Below are 17,013 nucleotides of genomic sequence, written 5' to 3' on the forward strand. Positions count from 1 at the left end.
AACTCGCAGCTTCACCAGCTAAGTTGTGTGCAGATCAGTTCGCGTATTCGAGTCCCCAGGGGATGGCCATGACCAGCGGCAGCGACGCTCCCGACGACTACGACTCCGCCGAGCAGCTCCGCCGGCGGATCGACACCACCAAGGCGCACCCGGCGCGCGTCTACGACGTCTTCCTCGGCGGCAGGGACAACTACCCCGTCGACCGTGAGGCGGCCGCGGCCGCGCTGGCCGCAAATCCCCGGGGCTACCTGGACGTGCGGCACAACCGCGACTTCCTGCGCCGCGCGGTGAACCACATCGCGGGGGAGACCGGCACACGCCAGTTCCTCGACATCGGCACCGGCCTGCCCACGCAGGAGAACGTGCACCAGATCGCGCAGCGGATCGCCCCCGACGCGCGGGTCGTGTACGTCGACAACGACCCCGTCGTCCTGGCCCACGCGCGCGCCCTGCTGACCAGCGGCCCCGAGGGACGGACCGACTACATCGACGCGGACCTGCGCGACCCCGCCGCGATCCTGCGCCAGGCGGCCGGCACGCTGGACCTCACCGAGCCCGTCGCGCTCGTGCTCGTCGCCGTCCTGCACTTCGTCGAGGACGACGAGGCGTACGGGATCGTCAAGCACCTCGTCGACGCGCTGCCCTCGGGCAGCCACGTCGTGCTGAGCCACCTCACCTCCGACCTCAACGCGGAGCAGATCGCCAAGGTCGCCAAGACCTACCAGGACCGCGGCTTCTCCTTCGTGCTCCGCGAGCACGCCGAGGTCCTGCGCTTCGTCACGGACAACGGCCTGGAGATCGTCGAGCCCGGACTCGTCCCCGTCCACCACTGGCGCCCTGACGACGTCGACGACACCCTCGCCACCCACGCCGACGCCTCGCCGGAGTTCATCGAGGGCCTCGAGGACATCGACGCGATCCGCTACCGGAGCATCACCGACGTCACGGACGCGGACATCAACGTCTACGCCGTGGTGGCCCGCAAGCCCTGACCCCGCCGTGCCCGGCGCCGCCCCTCCCGGACGGGGGGCGGCGCGGTCGTCAGCCGCGGCGGTAGATCGTGATCGAGTGCCCCACCTCGTCGATCGGCTCGCTGCCGGCGATGAGCTCGGCCAGCGCGCCCTCGGCCTTCGCGACCGAGGAGTCCGACACCACGAGCAGCCCGTGGACCTGGTCCTCGGGGACCTGGCGCGGATCGGCGGCGCGGATGCCGTAGTGGGCGGGGACCCCGCTGCCCTTGTAGACCAGCCAGACCCGCTCGCCGGGGTAGCGGTCGCGGAGCCGGTCCGCGAGGCGGCCCAGGTCCTGGCCCCAGTCGACGTTGGAGTCATGCAGGCGCAGGTGGGTCCGGGACGTGCCGCCGAAGGCCTCGTTGGAGTACTGCAGGTAGTAGGGGAAGGTACGCAGCGAGCTGACGGCGACGAAGGCGACGAGGGCCGCCGCCGCCACGTCCGCCCACCGCCGTCGCAGGGCGGTGACGCAGGCCGCGGCGACGGCCCCGAACATCGGAAGGAAGACCACGTAGCGGACGCCGAAGTCCCGTGAGCCGGTCATGGCGGCGGCCGTCAGCACGGCCGCCGGGACGAGCAGGTACGGGGCGGCGGGGCGCAGCCGGGGGAGGGCGAGCAGCGCGGCGGTGCCGGCGAGCCACAGGGCCAGCATGCCGAGCGGAGTCTTCACCAGCACCGCGGCGGGCAGGTAGTACCAGAGCGCCCCGCGGTAGTGGCGGCCGAAGAGGAAGCCCTCGAAGGTCGAGTCCTCGAAGCCGAACTGGACGGCCATCCCGTCCCGGTACGCCCGCGGGAGCGGGAGCGCGTCCACGGCCCAGCCCCGAAGTCCGTGCAGGGCCGGCAGGGTGTCCGGCGCGGTCCAGCGCAGACGCGGGTCGACGACGAGGTAGGCCGCCCACACCACTGCCACGGCGACGAGCCCGACCCCGCCCGCCGCGATCGCGGCGCGCCGCAGCGACCGGGCGGTGCCGGGCCGCTGCGCGCCCCGCGCACCAACGTGCCACACCGGCAGCGCTGCCAGGAGCAACAGGACCGGCACCGCGGGGAGCGTGCTCATCCGCGTGGCGACCGCCGCGCCCAACGCCGCACCGGCGAGCGGCAGGTACCGCCGGGGACGCTCCCGGGCCCGCCACAGCGCCCACACCGACGTCAGCAGGAAACCGGCCGCCGGGACGTCGAGGGTGGCGAGCGAGCCGTGCGCGATGACGTCCGGCGAGAACGCGTACAGGGCGAGCGCGAGCAGCCCCCCGGCGGGCCCGGTGAGATCGCGCGCGAAGGCGAGCACCACCAGCCCGAACAGCAGGGTCAGCGCGATCACCGGCAGCCGGGCCGCCAGCATCAGGCGCCAGGGATCGTTGCCCGACTCGTAGAGCACGCTGCGGCCGAGCTCCGTCTGGTCGCCCTCGAAGGCCGGGTCGAGGTGGGGGTGGGCGAACGCCAGACCACCGGCGATGAGGAGCTTGCCGAGCGGCGGGTGCTCGGGGTTGAAGCGCAGGCTGTGCTCGCGCAGATACACCGTAGCGGTGCCCACGTACACCGGCTCGTCGATGGTGGGCGTCTGCTGGACGGCCGTGGTGACCATCGCGAACGCCATCTGCGCCAGGAGCACGAGCACGGCCAGGACGTACAGCGGACGCCGGTGGCGCAGACCGGCCGGGAACCTGCGCACCCGGACCGTGGCGAGGGTGGTGGGCGTCGCCGGTTCGGGGGACACCGCGGCGGGCGAGGGCCGTTCCTGCGTCATCGTGCGCTTACCCCGTCGCCTGTACCTGTGGCGCCACCGCTCCGCGCCGGCGCCCTCCCGGTGGGCGCCGCGGGACACACTAGCCCCGCCGTCGTCACGGCGCGTGGGGTTCGGGGTGTTGCGCGGGACGTGTGCCGCACGCCGTACCGTGGGCGCATGGCAGTCCCCGAGCTGATCCGCATCGTCTCGCGTTCCTCCCCGATGGCGCTGGCCCAGGTCGAGCGCGTCCGCGCGGAACTGGCGGCGCTCCACCCCGGCATCCGGACGGAGGTCGTGCCCGTCACCACGTCCGGTGACCGCTGGATGGGCGACCTGGCCCAGCTCGGCGGCAAGGGTGCGTTCACCAAGGAGGTCGACGCCACGCTGCTGGAGGGCCGGGCCGACCTTGCCGTCCACTGCGTGAAGGACGTCCCCGCCGACCGGCCGCTGCCCGCCGGGACGGTCTTCGCCGCCTTCCTCAAGCGGGACGACATCCGCGACGCCCTGGTGCACCCCGGCGGCCTCACCCTCGACCGGCTCCCGCCCGGCACGCGCATCGGCACCTCCTCCGTACGCCGCATCGCGCAGATCATGGCCTCGCATCCGCACCTCACCTGCGTCCCCATGCGGGGCAACGCCAACCGCCGCCTGGACAAGCTCGCGGCGGGCGACGCGGACGCGCTGCTGCTGGCCGTGTCCGGGCTCGAGCGGATCGGCAGGACCGACGTGATCAGCGAGGTGCTCCCGGTCGAGACGATGATCCCGCCGATCGGCGCGGGCGTCCTCGCCCTGCAGTGCCGGGAGGGCGACGCCGGGACGATCGACGTCGTGAGCGACCTCGGCGACCCGGCCGCGCACCGGGAGACCACGGCGGAGCGGATGTTCCTCCACGTCCTGCAGGGCCACTGCAACAGCCCCATCGCCGGCTACGCCCACGCCGAACGCGACGGCCGGCTCTCGCTCCGGGCCCGGGTCTTCTCCCCGGACGGCAAGACCGTCCTCGACGCCCACGAATGGGCAGGACCGCTGGACCCCGCCACCCTCGGGACGTCGGTCGCGGTGGCACTGCTGCGGCAGGGTGCCCGCGAGCTGATCGACAGCATCGGCCACTGACGGGACCCGGGCCGCCGTCGACGCCCGGACCGCGGCGGGGAGACTGGTGGGCGCTGCCCGTCGTCCGTCACCGTCCTGGGAGAGCCGATTGTCCCGCCGCGACCCCCGTGTGCTCGTCTACACCCGCACCACCGACTACCGGCACGAGTCGATCCCCGACGGCGTCAGGGCGCTCACCGAGCTGGGAGCCGGGCACGGCTTCCGGGTGGACGCCACCGAACGGCCCGAGGACTTCGAGGGGGCCGGCCTGCGCGCGTACGACGCCGTGGTGTTCCTCTCCACCAGCGGGGAGGTGCTCAGCGACGCGGGCCGGGCCGCCCTCGCGGCGCACCACGCCGACGGCGCGGGGTTCATGGGCGTGCACGCCGCCGCCTGCACGGAGTACGACTGGCCCTACTACGGGGAGCTGCTGGGCGCGCGCTTCACGGGGCACCCGCCCCTGCAGGCGGGCACGGTCCTCGTCGAGGACGCCGCCCATCCCGCGACCGCGCACCTCGGCGCGGCGTGGAAGGTCACCGACGAGTGGTACGACTTCGACCGCAGTCCCCGCCCCGGGGTGCGGGTCCTGGCCTGCGCCGACGAGTCCTCGTACACGGGGGGCTCGATGGGCGCGGACCATCCGCTGGTGTGGTGCCACGAGTACGGCGGAGGGCCCGTCTTCTACACCGCACTGGGGCACTCCGCGCAGGCCTACCACGACGCGGCCTTCCGGGCCCATCTGCTCGGCGGGCTCCGGTCGGTGCTGCCCGCGGCGACGGACTGAGCGGGAGTCGGCGCACGGCCTCAGAGGCGTCGCAGCACGGCGACCACCTTGCCAAGGATGACCGCCTCCTCGCCGGGGATCGGGTCGTAGGCGGGGTTGTGCGGCATGAGCCAGACCCGGTCGCCCTCGTGCTTGAGCCGCTTGACGGTGGCCTCGCCGTCGATCATCGCGGCCACGATGTCGCCGTGGTCGGCGGCGTCCTGGCTGCGCACCGTGACCCAGTCGCCGTCGCAGATCGCGACGCCCGTCATGGAGTCGCCGACGACCTTGAGGGCGAACAGCTCGCCCGCGCCGACGATCTGCCGGGGGAGTACGAAGACCTCGTCGACCTGCTCCTCGGCGAGGATCGGGGTGCCGGCCGCGATCCGGCCGATCACCGGCACGCGCGCGGACGGGGAGGCGCTGACGGGCACCGCACCCGGCTCGGAGTCGTGCTGCGACGGCCAGGAGCACCGCACGCGGTAGGCGCGGGGCCGGTGCGGATCCTGCTCGAGCACGCCCTTGCGCTGCAGCACCGCCAGCTGGTGGGCGACCGAGGAGGTGCTCGCCAGCCCCACGGCCTCACCGATCTCGCGCATCGACGGCGGGAAACCGCGGCTCTCCACCGAGCCCAGGATCGCCTCGACGATACGGGTCTGACGGTTGGTCAGCCCGTCGGGGCCGGGGTTGTCCGAGCCCTGCGGGCGCCCACGGCGCACTGTCGTCCTGGTGGGCTCCATGCCCCGTCCCTCCCTGTGCGGATCTTGCTGCGATACGTAACGTTACCCTGCTCCACGGCGTTTTTGGAACGCGTGTGCGAAATTCCGTGAAGATCTGTGAGCACGCCGCGCGGAACCGGCCGGGACCACCGGCGGAATCCCGTTGTCACAAACGGAGCCGCTGCCCGGTCAGACTTTGGGGCCCGTGCGCCCGGAAGCCGCGACCGGAATGGGTCCGCAATGGCTCCGGAATTCCCCGACCCGGCCGGAAGGCCCCCCGTGGGCCCGCCACGGCAATTCGCGCGCGGCGCGGGAAATGCCTGCCGTACGGCGACGTCGCTCCTCAACCGCGCTGAATGGGGCCCGGGCGAAGTGCCCCCGGGCCCGGAGGAAATCGCCGTCTGTGTACGCTGGAACGGGCAGTCGGGCGGATCTGACGGTGGAGGAAAACGCGACGATGCAGCCAGGCGACGCGGAACGCGGCGGCTCGCTCGACGAGGCCGCGGAGGTGTTCACGGCCCTGCGCCCCCGATTGTTCGGCATCGCCTACCGGATGCTCGGCAGCGCCGCGGAGGCCGAGGACGTCGTCCAGGACGTCTGGTTGCGGTGGCAGGCCGCCGACCGCGACGCCGTGGAGAATCCGACCGCGTTCCTGACCACCGCGACGACCCGGCTGGCGATCAACGTCACCCAGTCCGCCCGCGTGCGGCGCGAGGGCTATGTCGGGCCCTGGCTCCCGGAACCGGTCGACACGCGCGCCGACCCCGTGCTCGGCGCCGAGCGCGGCGAGGCGGTGGAGTTCGCGGTCCTGCTCCTGCTGGAGCGGCTGACGCCCACCGAGCGGGCGGCGTACGTGCTGCGCGAGGCGTTCGACTACCCGTACCGGGAGATCGCCACCGTGCTGGACCTGAGCGAGGCCAACTCCCGCCAGCTCGTCAGCCGCGCCCGCAAGCACATCGCCGCCGGGCGGCGCGAACAGGTGGGGAGCGCGGAGCACCGCCGGCTCCTCGAGGCGTTCGTGGCGGCGGCCAGGGCGGGCGACCTGGCCGGCCTGGAGAAACTGCTCGCCACGGACGTGGTGAACTACGGCGACGGCGGCGGCGCCGTGCGCAACGCCTCCAAGATCCCCGTGGTCGGCAGCGCCAAGGTGGCGAGGTTCGTCACCGCCTTCGCCCCGCGCTTCTGGCCCGACACCGAGGTGGTGTGGGTCGAGGCGAACGGGCAGACCGCGGCGCTCGTGTCCCAGGCCGGCACGCCGATGGCCCTGCTGGCCATCAGCGCCTCCGAGCAGGGCATCGACCAGCTCATGTGGGTGCTCAACCCGGCCAAGCTGACCGGCTTCAGCTCCTTGGCGGCGGGCCCGGACGCGCCGTCCGCGTAGGACCGGGCCCGGGGCGGCGCCCCGGGCCGCACATGGAGACCGCCTGGCCTCCGGTCAGACGTCGGCCGCTGCCCGGCCCGGGGCGCCGTCGCCCGCCCGCAGCAGCCGGAGGAAGGCCTTGAGACCCGTGATGATCTCCTCGTTGTCCGTGAGCCGGTTGACCGTGGCCTCGAACTCCCGTGCCAGCGCGGTGATCCGGCGGTCGGTGTCCTCGGCCCGCTCGTAGACCGACACGCCCAGCACGTCCACCGTGCGCCGCAGCTCCGCCAGGGCCCGGTACTGCTCCTCGGCCTTCTCCTCCAGGACCTTGATGCCGCTGTCCGTGCGCTCGACGCCCTTCTTGAGCTCCAGCACGTCGTCGCGTGGGTAGGTGACGTCCTTCAGCAGGGTGCCCAGCCGCTGCCGCAGCTGCCCGAACCATGCGCCCGCCGGGCGGAACACCGTGCTGAGCAGGAAGAACCCGGCGATCCAGTACCCCGCGCCGTGACCGGTCGCAAGCGTCACCGCCAGCACCCCGGCCGTCGTCAGCAGGTGCCCCGACAGGGCGGCCCGCAGCATCGTCCGGGCGATCCGCGCGGCCTCGGCGTCCCGCGCCCGGGGGACCACCAGGCCCTTCTCCCGGCTCACGGCGATCTCGGCCAGCACCGCGTGCGCCCGGAAGTAGACGTTCCACGGCACCGTGAGCAGCACCAGCAGCCACAGCAGGCAGAGCACCCCCGCGCCCACGCCCAGGACCACCGGCAGCGGCGCGCCCACCGCGTAGACCAGTGCCAGCGCCCCCGCGGTCACCGCCAACGCCAGCACCGCGCCAAGGAGTCTCCCCATCGCCGTCACCAACCTCCTCCGTCCGAGGGTTCGTTGCCGCCATCGTCCCGCCCGGTCGGCCCGCGGGCATGAGTACGGCTACTCACCCCGCCTGCGCCCAGGTGCTGTGGCGCGGGGGCCGGTGGGACCGAATCGCATGCCTGCCGGAGAAGCGAGCAGCAACCGCGTGAATCCGTCCGCCGGAACGTGATTCCCCTGCCCCACGTGGCATGCGACAGGAAGGTCGTGCTCCCAGGAGGTCAGCGATGGTCCCGGTCCACCACCTCACGGCCGCCGTCGCGGACCGGGAGGTCTTCTACCGCGAGGCGGGCCCCCGCGACGCCCCCGTCGTCGTCCTGCTGCACGGCTTCCCCGCCAGCTCCCACATGTTCCGGCACCTCATCCCGCTGCTCGCGGACCGTTACCGGGTCCTCGCGCCCGACCACATCGGCTTCGGCCGGTCCTCGATGCCGTCCCTGCAGGACTTCCCCTACTCCTTCGACGCCCTCGCCGACGTGACGGCCGCCCTGCTGGAGCACCTCGGCGTCGGACGCCACGCGATGTACGTCCACGGCTACGGGGCGGCGATCGGCTGGCGCCTGGCACTGCGCGCCCCGGCGCGGATCACCGGGATCGTCACGCAGAACGGCAACGCCTACGCGGAGGGCCTCGTCGACTCCTTCTGGTCCGACGTGCGGGCCTACGCCGCCGACCCGTCACCGGGGAACGAGAAGGCCGTGCGCTACGCCCTCACCCCGGACGCCGTCCGCTGGCGGTACCTCAACGGCGTCCCCGACCCGGACCTGGTCAGCCCGGACACCTGGGCCCACGACGTCGCGCTCCTGCAGCGTCCCGGCAACGACGAGATCCAGCTGCGGCTGTTCCGCGACCACCCCCGGGACGTGGCCCTCCACCCGGCGCTGCACGAGTACTTCAGGGCCGGCCAGGTGCCGCTGCTGGCCGTGTGGGGCGCGAACGACGAGGTCTACGCCCCGGCCGGTGCCCGCGCCTTCCTCGGCGACCTGCCCGAGGCCGAGGTGCACCTCCTCGACACCGGGCACTTCGCCCTGGAGAGCCACCTGGACGCCGTCGCCGGGTACGTGCGGGGCTTCCTCGGCCGCGTCGTGCCCTGACCCCCGGGTGGCCCGGGTGGTGCGCTCAGCGGGGCCGGGTGATCGTCCGGTGCGCGACGTACGCGTCGACGCCGGCCGTCCCGTCGAGGCCCGCCGGGGCCCCGTTGACGGTCACCGGGCCGGTGCGCAGCCTGCCGGCGACGGCGCGTCCGGGGTCGGTGGACCACACCCCGCCGGACACCCGGTACTCGCAGTCGTCGGCGATCCGTACCGCGTCGTCGTCCCCGTCGTGCGGGATGACCGTGACCACCGGGCCGGAGACCTCGGCCTGGGCGATGCGCATGCGGGGGTCGACGTCCGCGAAGAGCGTCGGCGCCACGTAGTAGCCCTCCTCAAGGCCCGCGGGGACCCGGGGACCACCGGTCACCAGCCGGGCGCCCTCCTCGATGCCCAGCTCGATGTACGACATCACCCGCTGCTGCCGCTCACGGCCGGCCATCGGCCCGATGCGGGTGTCCGGTGCCCCCGGGTCACCGACCTTCAGCGACGTGACGGCTTCCTGGGCCGCCGCGACGAACTCCTCGTACCGGCGGCGCGGGGCGAGGACGCGGGTCCGATCGGCGCACGTCCCCCCGTCGTCGCCGGGTGATGCGAACAGCCCCCGCACCGTCCGCGGGGCGTCGGCGTCGTCCAGGACGATCGCGGCCGCCTTGCCGCCCAGTTCCAGCCGGACCCGCTTGAGCTGCTCGCCGGCGAGGGCGGCGACGCGGCGGCCGGCCCGGGCGGAGCCGGTGAAGGCGATCGCGTCGACGTCCGGGTGGGTGACCAGGTACTCGCCGGTGTCCCGGTCGGCGGGCAGTACGCTCAGCGTGCCCTCGGGCAGTCCGGCCTCGGCGTACAGCTCGGCCAGCAGTCCCATGCCCAGCGAGTTCTCCGGCGTGACCTTCAGGATGACGGTGTTGCCCGCCAGGAGGGCCGGGGTCAGCTGCGCCGTGGCGGCCGCGAACGGGCACTGCCAGGGGATGACCGCCGCGACCACGCCGACCGGATCGCGCCGCACGATGGTGTCGAAACCCGGGGTGGGGTCACAGGGATGGACGGCCTCCTCCCAGCCGACTTCCCCGGCGGCCTTGAGGCAGGCGTCGACCCGCCGCGTGAGGGAGGCCTGCTCCGCATCGGTGAACCGGCGGGGCGTCCCGGTCGAGGCGGACACCCGTGCGGCCGCCTCCTGCGCACGCTCCTCGCGCAGCCCGTTCACCCGCCGGATCACCTCCTGCCGTTCCTTGGGGTCCAGATGCGGCCACGGCCCGCTGTTGAAGGCGGCGCGCGCCGTGGCGACGGCGGCGTCGGCGTCGCCCGGCGCGGCCTGGGCGGCGCGTCCGACCAGGGAGCGGTCGTGGGGTGAGCGGATGTCCAGCAGCCCGGGATGCGCCGGGGCGGTCCAGGCACCACCGATGTACAGCCTGTCGTAGACGATCATCGAGTGTTCCTCTCGGAGTCCGGGTCCGGGACGGTCCTGTCGCTCCGGGGAATCGACGGGATGCCCGATATAGGCTCGTTGGCAGTGATTTCCGTGATCAGCCCGCAGCGGCGCCCCACCGCGGGGCGGGCGGGCGGACCGCAGGACGGAGCCGGGAATGAGCGCAGCGCGCGGAGCGGGCGCCCGGGCGGCCGGGGGGACCGACGAGGCGCCGCGGCCCGGGCAGGGCCGCAGGCCGGCCGCCCTGGTCCGCGGCGAGGTGCTCGCGGCCGCGCGTGAACTGCTCCTCGCCGAGGGCATGGCCGCCTTCACCGTCGAGAAGGTGGCGCGGCGCTCCGGGGCGAGCCGGATGACCATCCACAAGTGGTGGCCGTCGCGGGGCGCACTGGCCCTCGACGCCTACGTCGCCGTCGTCGACGAGCGTCTGGTCTTCGAGGACACCGGCGACATCGAAGCGGACCTGACGGCCCACATGCGGAAGTTCGTGCGGCATCTGTGCGGCACCCCCGCGGGACGGGTCGTGTCCGAACTCATCGGCTGCGCCCAGACCGATCCCCCTCTCGGCGAGCTGTTCCGCGAGCGCTACTCCGGGCCGCGCCGCGCGCGCATGGCCGCCGTCCTGGAGCGGGCGCGGGACCGGGGCCAGCTGGCGGCGGACATCGATCCCCAGGCGCTGATCGACCAGTTGTGGGGGGCCTGCTACTTCCGGCTCCTGGTGGCCGACCACCCCGTCAGCGAGGGGTTCGCGGAGACCATCGTGCACCATCTGCTGCACGGCGTGGGCGGCCATGTCACGGACCCGGCATGAAGACGGCCTTGGTCTCCAGGTAGGCCTCCAGCCCCTCGGGGCCGCCCTCGCGCCCCAGGCCCGAGGACTTCCGGCCGCCGAACGGGACCGAAGGTGCCAGTTCGAATCCGTTGACGCTCAGCTGGCCGGTCGTCACCCGGCGTGCGACCTGGTAGGCGCGTTCGGGATCGGCGCCGTGGACGCTGCCGCTGAGGCCGAAGTCGGTGGCGTTGGCGATCGCCACCGCCTGGTCGACGTCCTCGTAGGCCTGGACGGTCACGACCGGGCCGAAGATCTCCTCGCGGGCGATCGTCATGCCGGGTTCGACGTCGGCGAACACCGTGGGCAGCACGTAGTGGCCGTGCTCGTGGCCCGGGCTGCGGCCGCCGCCGGTCACCACCCTCGCGCCCTCGCGGCGGCCGCTGTCGATGTAGCCCAGGACGCGGCGCAGCTGCCGTTCGTTGAGGACGGGGCCGACCTGCGTCGTACGGCTCCAGGGGTCGCCGGCCCTGAGCAGACGCACGCGGTCGGCGTACGCCCCGAGGACCTCCGCGATCCTGGAGCGCGGCGCGAGGATGCGGGTCTGGGCGAAGCAGATCTGTCCGGCGAAGGGCATGCTCAGTGGGGTGAGGGTGTCGAGGGTGTCCTGCAGGTCCACGTCGTCGAGCAGGATCGCGGCGGACTTGCCGCCCATTTCGAGGGTGACCCGGGCGAAGCGCTCCAGTGCGGCCGTGGCGACGGCGCGGCCCGTCGGCACGCTGCCGGTGAAGCTGATCTTGTCCACGCCGGGCGAGGCCACCAGCGTCTGCGACTCCTCGCGATCCGCCGTGATCACGTTGACGGCCCCCGGCGGCAGCCCGGCCGCCTCGGCGCACTCGGCGACCACCAGGGCGTCCAGCGGGCTCTCCGGCGGCGACTTCACGACCACCGTGCAGCCTGCCGCCAGGGCCGTGGGGATCTTGTGCGCGAAGATGTTGAAGGTGGCGTTCCACGGGGCGAACAGCGCGGCGACGCCGACGGGTTCACGGGTCACACGGGCGTGCCCCCGGGAGGTGGGACGGCGGTCCTCGAACGCGTACGAGCCGGCGAGCTTGGCGAAGTAGTCGAAGCGGCTCTGGCCGGCCTGGACGAGTCCCTCGGCGAAGGCGACCGGCGCCCCGACCTGGGCCGTCCACAGACGTGCCAGCAGCGGCAGCCGCCGGCGTACCCGGTCGGCCAGCTGTCTGAGGTGCGCGGCGCGTTCGGGCGCGGACATCCGCGGCCAGGGACCCTCGTCGAAGGCCGTGCGCGCGGCGGCGACCGCGCGTTCGACGTCCCGGGTGTCCGCGAGCGGCACGTGCAGCAACTCCTCCTCCGTGGAGGGGGAGACGATGGGTGTGCGGCGGGTCCCGCTCGGGGAGACCCAGCGGCCGCCGATGTAGAAGCCCTGGCCGGTTCCCGCGGAGACTGCTGAGGACAGGTAGAACATGGCGCTTCCCTGAGGTCGGCCGGACCGCCTCCACCCCATCGGCCGGATCCGGCGATATGAGCACAGTGTCAATATAGTACGTAAGGAATGTTTCACGGGAAACATTCTTTATCGGGCAATTTGGCGCACGGAAGTGGTGTACCGGGGCATGAAGACGTGAAGAGCGGAAGCCGCGCCCACCGGTCTCCCGTGGGCGCGGCTTCCGCTTCCGTGAGGTGCGCGACCGTCCAGTCGCTGGTCAGAGGCCTGCTGTGGCCGGTCGCCAGATGTTCGGCTGGTGTCGGGGGCCGGTCGAGGGCCGGTCCCCGGCCGGGGTGTTACCGGCCGCCGCCACCGCCGCCGCCGTGGCCGCCGCCGCCGCCGTGGCCACCGCCACCGCCACCGCCACCGCCGTGTTCGGCGTAGCTGACTGCTGAGGCTGGTGAGCTCGTCGGTGCCGCGACGGCCGCTGAGGCCGCACCCCCAAGGGCGAGCGCGAGGCCTGCCATTGCGGCGAGGGGCCACTTGGAAATACGCATGAGAACTCTCCTAGCCCGGTCGGTTCCTGGGCGTGGACGAGGTTCAAAGGCCGCTGCGCCGGACGGTAAGAGCGGCGCCCCACCGATCTGCGGGTTGTGAGGTCCCGCAGTCAAGTAGGTGATGTTCGAAATGTTGCCTTTGCCACTATTTGTCCACGCTCCCCACGCTGCGACTGTCAGGTCGTGACGTCAAGGAGCGAGCCTGGTAGTGCCACTACCAGGCTCAGGGGGAGGGGGTGCCGAGGGCGGGGACGTCAGTCGCTCGGCGAGTCGTCGTCGAAGGGCTCGTCACTCCACCGGAACCAGGCCCGGTCGTCCTCAATGTGGAGCAGGAACTCGGCCACGGGCCCCGAAGGCGAGCGCAGCGACACCGCACGCCGGACCTCGTCGTAGGCCGCCTCCCACGCGGCCCAGGGCTCGTCCTCCTCGGCCGGCGCGGTCATCGCCGTCTCCATCAGGGCGAGCTCGCGCGCGAACAGCGGCCGGACCCGGTCGAACGCCGCTGCGGGCTCGAACCGCCCCGACAACCACGGGAAGTCGGCCTCCTCGACCGTGATGTCCCCGACGGGTTCCCCGTCGCTCAGCACCCGCCAGATCCCGCCCACGAACCCCATCGTGTGCTCACCGGCCCTCAGTGGCCTCGGCGCCCGCCTGCTGCGGCTCCTCGTGCAGCGCCGAGTCGGCCGCGCCCCGGGTGAAGCCCGTGAAGGCCACGCGCAGCCCCGCGCGTTCGGGCGAGCAGCAGAAGGGCCCCGCGGTGGCGGCGGCGTCCGGGGACAGCGGCGCCAGCCGGACCAGCCGCCAGGGACCGTCGTCGCGGCGGGCACGGATCGTGAGGGCGTCACCGGAACGGCTGGCGCGCACGGTCACCGCGTGCCCGGCCCAGTCGGGCACCGGCGCGAGCGACCAGTCGGACACCCCGCGGGTGACCACCGCGCCGAGGTGCGGCACGCCGTCGGACATCTCGATCCCGGCCTTGACCCAGTTCTCGGCGTCGACGCGGATCATGAGCCCCGCCTGGTCGTACAGCGTGTCGAAGTCCGCGCGGAAGGTCACCTCCATCGACGTGTCCCCCGGGAAGGCGGTGAGCAGGGCGTGCCCGTCGTCGCGCACGAAGCCGTAACCGGTGGTGCGCCAGAAGTCGCTGCGGTCACGGGTGGTGACGAGCATCCCGGAAACGTCCGCCGTGGCCTCCTGCGGGGTGTTGAGCCACGTGGCCTCGTCCCAGTCGATCGGGCGCTGCTCGTTCATGGACCGTCCTTCCGGTCGGGCGGGCCTCTGGGCAGGGTGCGTCGGGGCCGCCGGTCGCGCGGGCGGCCCCAGCGTAGATCAGCGCTCCGACAGCGGGACACGGCCGGGGGTGACGGGGCGCGAGGGCGGGTCATTCCCGCTCGGGGCCGAAGGGCGGCACCTTCGTGGCGGGACCGGGTTCCGGGCCGCCCGACAGGGCCGAGGGCCGGTCGACCGCCCGTGGCTCGTACGACAGGCCGAGACCCAGCGGCTCCCTCCGTACGGTGATCAACGCCGCGTCGTCGCCGAGTCGGCCCCCGCAGTACAGGAGAAGGTCCTCGCGTACGTGCCGCACCAGGTCCTCCGGGGTCTGTTGACCCGGCCACGACGCGATGCGCTCGGCGAGGGGGTAGAAACGGCCGGAGGCGTCACGGGCCTCGGTGACCCCGTCGGTGTAGAGCAGCAGCATGTCGCCGGGTGCGAAGGGGAAGGTGTCCACGCCCGGGTGCGAGGGCTGCAGCAGCCCCAGGCCGATGGGCGGCGCGGGCTGCGTCGGGTCGAGGGGCGCGAGGCCGTCGGCGGCCAGCCGGTACGGGGACGGGTGGCCGCAGTTGAGGATGCGGACTTCCGGACGGTCGTCGGGGAAGTCGACGAGGATCGCGGTGATGAACGACTCGACCGCCGTGTCCTCCTCCAGGCCGTCGGCGCAGCCCTGCGCCGCCTTCCAGGACACCGTCGCCTCCAGGTGCGCGTACATCGCGGGCAGCGGCGGGGCCCGGTAGGCGACGCTGCGGAACGCCCCGAGCAGCAGTGAGGCGTCGCCGATCGCCGGCAGGCCCTTGCCGCGGACGTCCCCGATGAGCAGCCGGGTGCCGCCGGGCGTGCGCACCGCCGCGTACAGGTCGCCGCCGATCCGGGCCTGGTCCTCGGCGGCCTGGTAGTCGAAGGCGATCCGCAGCGGGCCGATGCGCTCCGGCAGGGGCTGCAGGACGACCTGCTGCGCGGCCTCCGCCACCGAGCGCACCTGTTGCAGCTCGGCCTGGTGCCGTTCGCGCAGCCGGCAGAAGAGCACGGTGAGGGCCGAGACGAGGACGAGCGCGATGATCTCGCTCTGCCGGTACGACGTGGTGATGGTGCCGTCGGCCACCGACACCACGGTGAGCGACGCCACCGCCAGGGCCCCGATGAGGGCGGTGAGCCGGAGCCCGCCGAACGACGCGGTCAGTGCCGGTGCCACCACCAGGAGCGGTCCCAGGTGCCCCTCCGTGGGGATCACCAGGTCGCTGATGACGATCGCCACGATCAGCAGCACCGGGACCGCGATCAGGGCAGGGGTCCGCTCGGCTGACCAGTACGTGCCTGCGCGTGGTGCAAAACGCATATCTCTTGCTTACACCCCTCCCGTCGCCCCCGCCCGTGGCGGGACCTCGGCGGGAACGGGGAGGAGCAGCGCCGTCACGTTGTCGTGCCCGCCGGCGTCGAGCGCGTACCCGACCAACGAGCGCGCGCCGTCCAGAAGCCCGCCGCCGGGGGAGCCGGGTGCGGGAGCCAGCCGGGCCCGCAGCGCCTCCGCGCCGGGGAGGTACCGCCACAGCCCGTCGGTGCACAGCAGGAGACGGCCGGGCACCGCCGGCCGGCTGCTGCGCACCCGCGGTACGGGCTCGCCGTTCCCGGCGCCCAGCCAGCCGGTCAGGACGTCGAGTTCGCCGGTGTCGTCCTCGGTCAGCGCGATGGCCAGGCCCTCGTCCGGCAGCCAGTACGCACGGCTGTCACCGATCCACGCACACCACAGGCCGTCCGGACCGGCGACGCCCGCGACGAAGGTGCAGGCCGGTGCCTCGTCCGGTGCCACGGCGAGTGCCGCGACCGCGCGTCCCGCGCGCCCGGTGGCGTCCTCGAGCGCGACCTCCGGTACGGTCCCCGCCCGCAACGCCGAGGCCAGCGCATCCGAGGCGACCTCGGCCGCGAGCAGGGCCGCCCGCTCGGACCGGGGTGACATGGAAACCCCGTCGCACACCACCCCGATCGTCCATGCGCCGGCCGTGGTCACGGCCATCGCGTCGGCGTTCACCTCACGTCGCTTCCCCCGGTCGCTGACGCCCGCCGCGCCGCCCGCGGATACCTCCACCCGCGACCGGAACGCCGCCTGGGCGACACCGCAGTCCCAGCAGTAACCGTCCGGGGCCACCGTCCCACCGCAGCGTTCGCACGTCGGCGTACCGCCCCCCTGTCGTCCGTCCATGACAGGACCCTACGAGGGGCCGTGCGCTACGGGAGGGGCGGGGCGGGACCGAGGTCAGGACGGCGCCTGGCGCAGCGGCTCCAGCGCCTTGGTCCAGGCCAGGACCTCGTCGAGGACGACGCCGAGCTCGCCCGCGCGGCGCGGGCCGGGCTCGAAGCGGCTCATGTCGGCGAAGTCGCGGAAGAGGGAGAGCGCCACCTGGGCACGCACGGTGGCCACCCGCAGCTCGGCCATCACCAGCCGCAGGTGCTCCACCGCGCGGCTGCCGCCGACGCTGCCGTACGCGACGAACCCGGCCGCCTTGTTGTTCCACTCGGCGAAGAGGTAGTCGATGGCGTTCTTGAGCGCCCCCGGGATCGAGTGGTTGTACTCGGCCGTCACGAAGACGTAGCCGTCGAAGGAGCCGATCTTCTCCGCCCACGTGAAGGTGTGCGGCCGGCTGTACTGGCCCAGTGACGGCGGCAGCGGTTCGTCGAGCAGCGGGAGGTCGTAGTCGGCGACGTCCACCAGTTCGTACTCGGCGTCGCCGCGCAGCGTGGCGTTCTCGTACACCCACCGGGCGACGGCCTCGCCGAGGCGCCTGGGGCGTGTGCTGCCGAGGATGATGGCGATCCTGGTCATGGCGTTGCTCCTGGACGGTCCTGGTCCGGTGGCCGGGCGGGGCGCCGGAGACGGCGGACCGGCGCGTGAGGCACCTTCCATGCGCGCCCGCCGGTGAACCCG

At 73.4% G+C, this 17,013-nt stretch carries 17 protein-coding genes; 7 read left to right on the forward strand and 10 right to left on the reverse strand.

All coding sequences use genetic code 11. The features are described from left to right. Positions 1-68: 68 nt before the first annotated feature. Positions 69-992 (forward strand): SAM-dependent methyltransferase, encoded by a 924-nt coding sequence (locus ABZ312_RS12755; RefSeq protein WP_500331784.1) that lies wholly within the window; start codon positions 69-71, stop codon positions 990-992. A 49-nt stretch (positions 993-1,041) separates the two neighbouring features. Here ABZ312_RS12755 and ABZ312_RS12760 read toward each other — a convergent pair whose 3' ends face one another. Further along, positions 1,042-2,754, reverse strand: coding sequence for an ArnT family glycosyltransferase (locus tag ABZ312_RS12760; protein WP_500437583.1), 1,713 nt, complete (start codon positions 2,752-2,754; stop codon positions 1,042-1,044). A gap of 156 nt (positions 2,755-2,910) precedes the next feature. On the opposite strand from ABZ312_RS12760, the gene hemC reads away from it, so the two are divergent. Then, positions 2,911-3,846, forward strand: a complete 936-nt coding sequence (gene hemC, locus ABZ312_RS12765) for a hydroxymethylbilane synthase (protein WP_500331780.1) — start codon at positions 2,911-2,913, stop codon at positions 3,844-3,846. 88 nt (positions 3,847-3,934) lie between these two features. After that, complete coding sequence (locus tag ABZ312_RS12770) at positions 3,935-4,609, forward strand: ThuA domain-containing protein (RefSeq protein WP_500331778.1); 675 nt, start codon at positions 3,935-3,937, stop codon at positions 4,607-4,609. A gap of 20 nt (positions 4,610-4,629) precedes the next feature. Here ABZ312_RS12770 and lexA read toward each other — a convergent pair whose 3' ends face one another. Further along, a complete protein-coding gene (lexA, locus tag ABZ312_RS12775) occupies positions 4,630-5,328 on the reverse strand; it encodes a transcriptional repressor LexA (RefSeq protein WP_500331777.1) in 699 nt (232 codons plus the stop codon). A gap of 436 nt (positions 5,329-5,764) precedes the next feature. Here lexA and ABZ312_RS12780 point away from each other — a divergent pair, with 436 nt between their 5' ends. Next, positions 5,765-6,688 (forward strand): RNA polymerase sigma-70 factor, encoded by a 924-nt coding sequence (locus ABZ312_RS12780; protein WP_500331775.1) that lies wholly within the window; start codon positions 5,765-5,767, stop codon positions 6,686-6,688. A gap of 54 nt (positions 6,689-6,742) precedes the next feature. Here ABZ312_RS12780 and ABZ312_RS12785 read toward each other — a convergent pair whose 3' ends face one another. Further along, positions 6,743-7,513, reverse strand: coding sequence for a hypothetical protein (locus ABZ312_RS12785; RefSeq protein ID WP_500437585.1), 771 nt, complete (start codon positions 7,511-7,513; stop codon positions 6,743-6,745). Between the two features lie 245 nt (positions 7,514-7,758). On the opposite strand from ABZ312_RS12785, the gene ABZ312_RS12790 reads away from it, so the two are divergent. After that, entirely contained in the window at positions 7,759-8,625 is an 867-nt protein-coding gene (locus ABZ312_RS12790) for an alpha/beta fold hydrolase (RefSeq protein WP_500331771.1), read from the forward strand. Between the two features lie 25 nt (positions 8,626-8,650). Here ABZ312_RS12790 and ABZ312_RS12795 read toward each other — a convergent pair whose 3' ends face one another. Continuing rightward, positions 8,651-10,045, reverse strand: a complete 1,395-nt coding sequence (locus ABZ312_RS12795) for an aldehyde dehydrogenase family protein (protein WP_500437586.1) — start codon at positions 10,043-10,045, stop codon at positions 8,651-8,653. 157 nt (positions 10,046-10,202) lie between these two features. Here ABZ312_RS12795 and ABZ312_RS12800 point away from each other — a divergent pair, with 157 nt between their 5' ends. Beyond that, on the forward strand, positions 10,203-10,853 hold the full coding sequence (locus tag ABZ312_RS12800) for a TetR-like C-terminal domain-containing protein (RefSeq protein ID WP_500331767.1): 651 nt from the start codon (positions 10,203-10,205) through the stop codon (positions 10,851-10,853). Here the strand turns inward: ABZ312_RS12800 and ABZ312_RS12805 are convergent. Then, positions 10,837-12,300 (reverse strand): aldehyde dehydrogenase, encoded by a 1,464-nt coding sequence (locus ABZ312_RS12805; protein ID WP_500437588.1) that lies wholly within the window; start codon positions 12,298-12,300, stop codon positions 10,837-10,839. The genes ABZ312_RS12800 and ABZ312_RS12805 overlap by 17 nt on opposite strands. A gap of 251 nt (positions 12,301-12,551) precedes the next feature. Between ABZ312_RS12805 and ABZ312_RS12810 the strand changes: the two genes are divergently transcribed. Beyond that, entirely contained in the window at positions 12,552-12,716 is a 165-nt protein-coding gene (locus ABZ312_RS12810) for a hypothetical protein (RefSeq protein ID WP_500437590.1), read from the forward strand. A gap of 356 nt (positions 12,717-13,072) precedes the next feature. On the opposite strand, the gene ABZ312_RS12815 is transcribed toward ABZ312_RS12810, so the two are convergent. From ABZ312_RS12815 to ABZ312_RS12835, 5 genes are all read right to left on the reverse strand, one after another. Beyond that, positions 13,073-13,432 (reverse strand): hypothetical protein, encoded by a 360-nt coding sequence (locus ABZ312_RS12815; RefSeq protein WP_500360252.1) that lies wholly within the window; start codon positions 13,430-13,432, stop codon positions 13,073-13,075. Positions 13,433-13,439: 7 nt separating this feature from the next. Beyond that, complete coding sequence (locus ABZ312_RS12820; protein WP_500332369.1) at positions 13,440-14,069, reverse strand: DUF1349 domain-containing protein; 630 nt, start codon at positions 14,067-14,069, stop codon at positions 13,440-13,442. A 130-nt stretch (positions 14,070-14,199) separates the two neighbouring features. Beyond that, positions 14,200-15,429 (reverse strand): PP2C family protein-serine/threonine phosphatase, encoded by a 1,230-nt coding sequence (locus ABZ312_RS12825; RefSeq protein WP_500332370.1) that lies wholly within the window; start codon positions 15,427-15,429, stop codon positions 14,200-14,202. 9 nt (positions 15,430-15,438) lie between these two features. Then, positions 15,439-16,290, reverse strand: a complete 852-nt coding sequence (locus ABZ312_RS12830; protein WP_500332371.1) for a PP2C family protein-serine/threonine phosphatase — start codon at positions 16,288-16,290, stop codon at positions 15,439-15,441. A gap of 54 nt (positions 16,291-16,344) precedes the next feature. Beyond that, on the reverse strand, positions 16,345-16,911 hold the full coding sequence (locus ABZ312_RS12835; protein ID WP_500437592.1) for an NADPH-dependent FMN reductase: 567 nt from the start codon (positions 16,909-16,911) through the stop codon (positions 16,345-16,347). Positions 16,912-17,013: the final 102 nt, after the last annotated feature.

Source organism: Streptomyces sp. NPDC006207, assembly GCF_040613835.1.
Classification (GTDB): domain Bacteria; phylum Actinomycetota; class Actinomycetes; order Streptomycetales; family Streptomycetaceae; genus Actinacidiphila.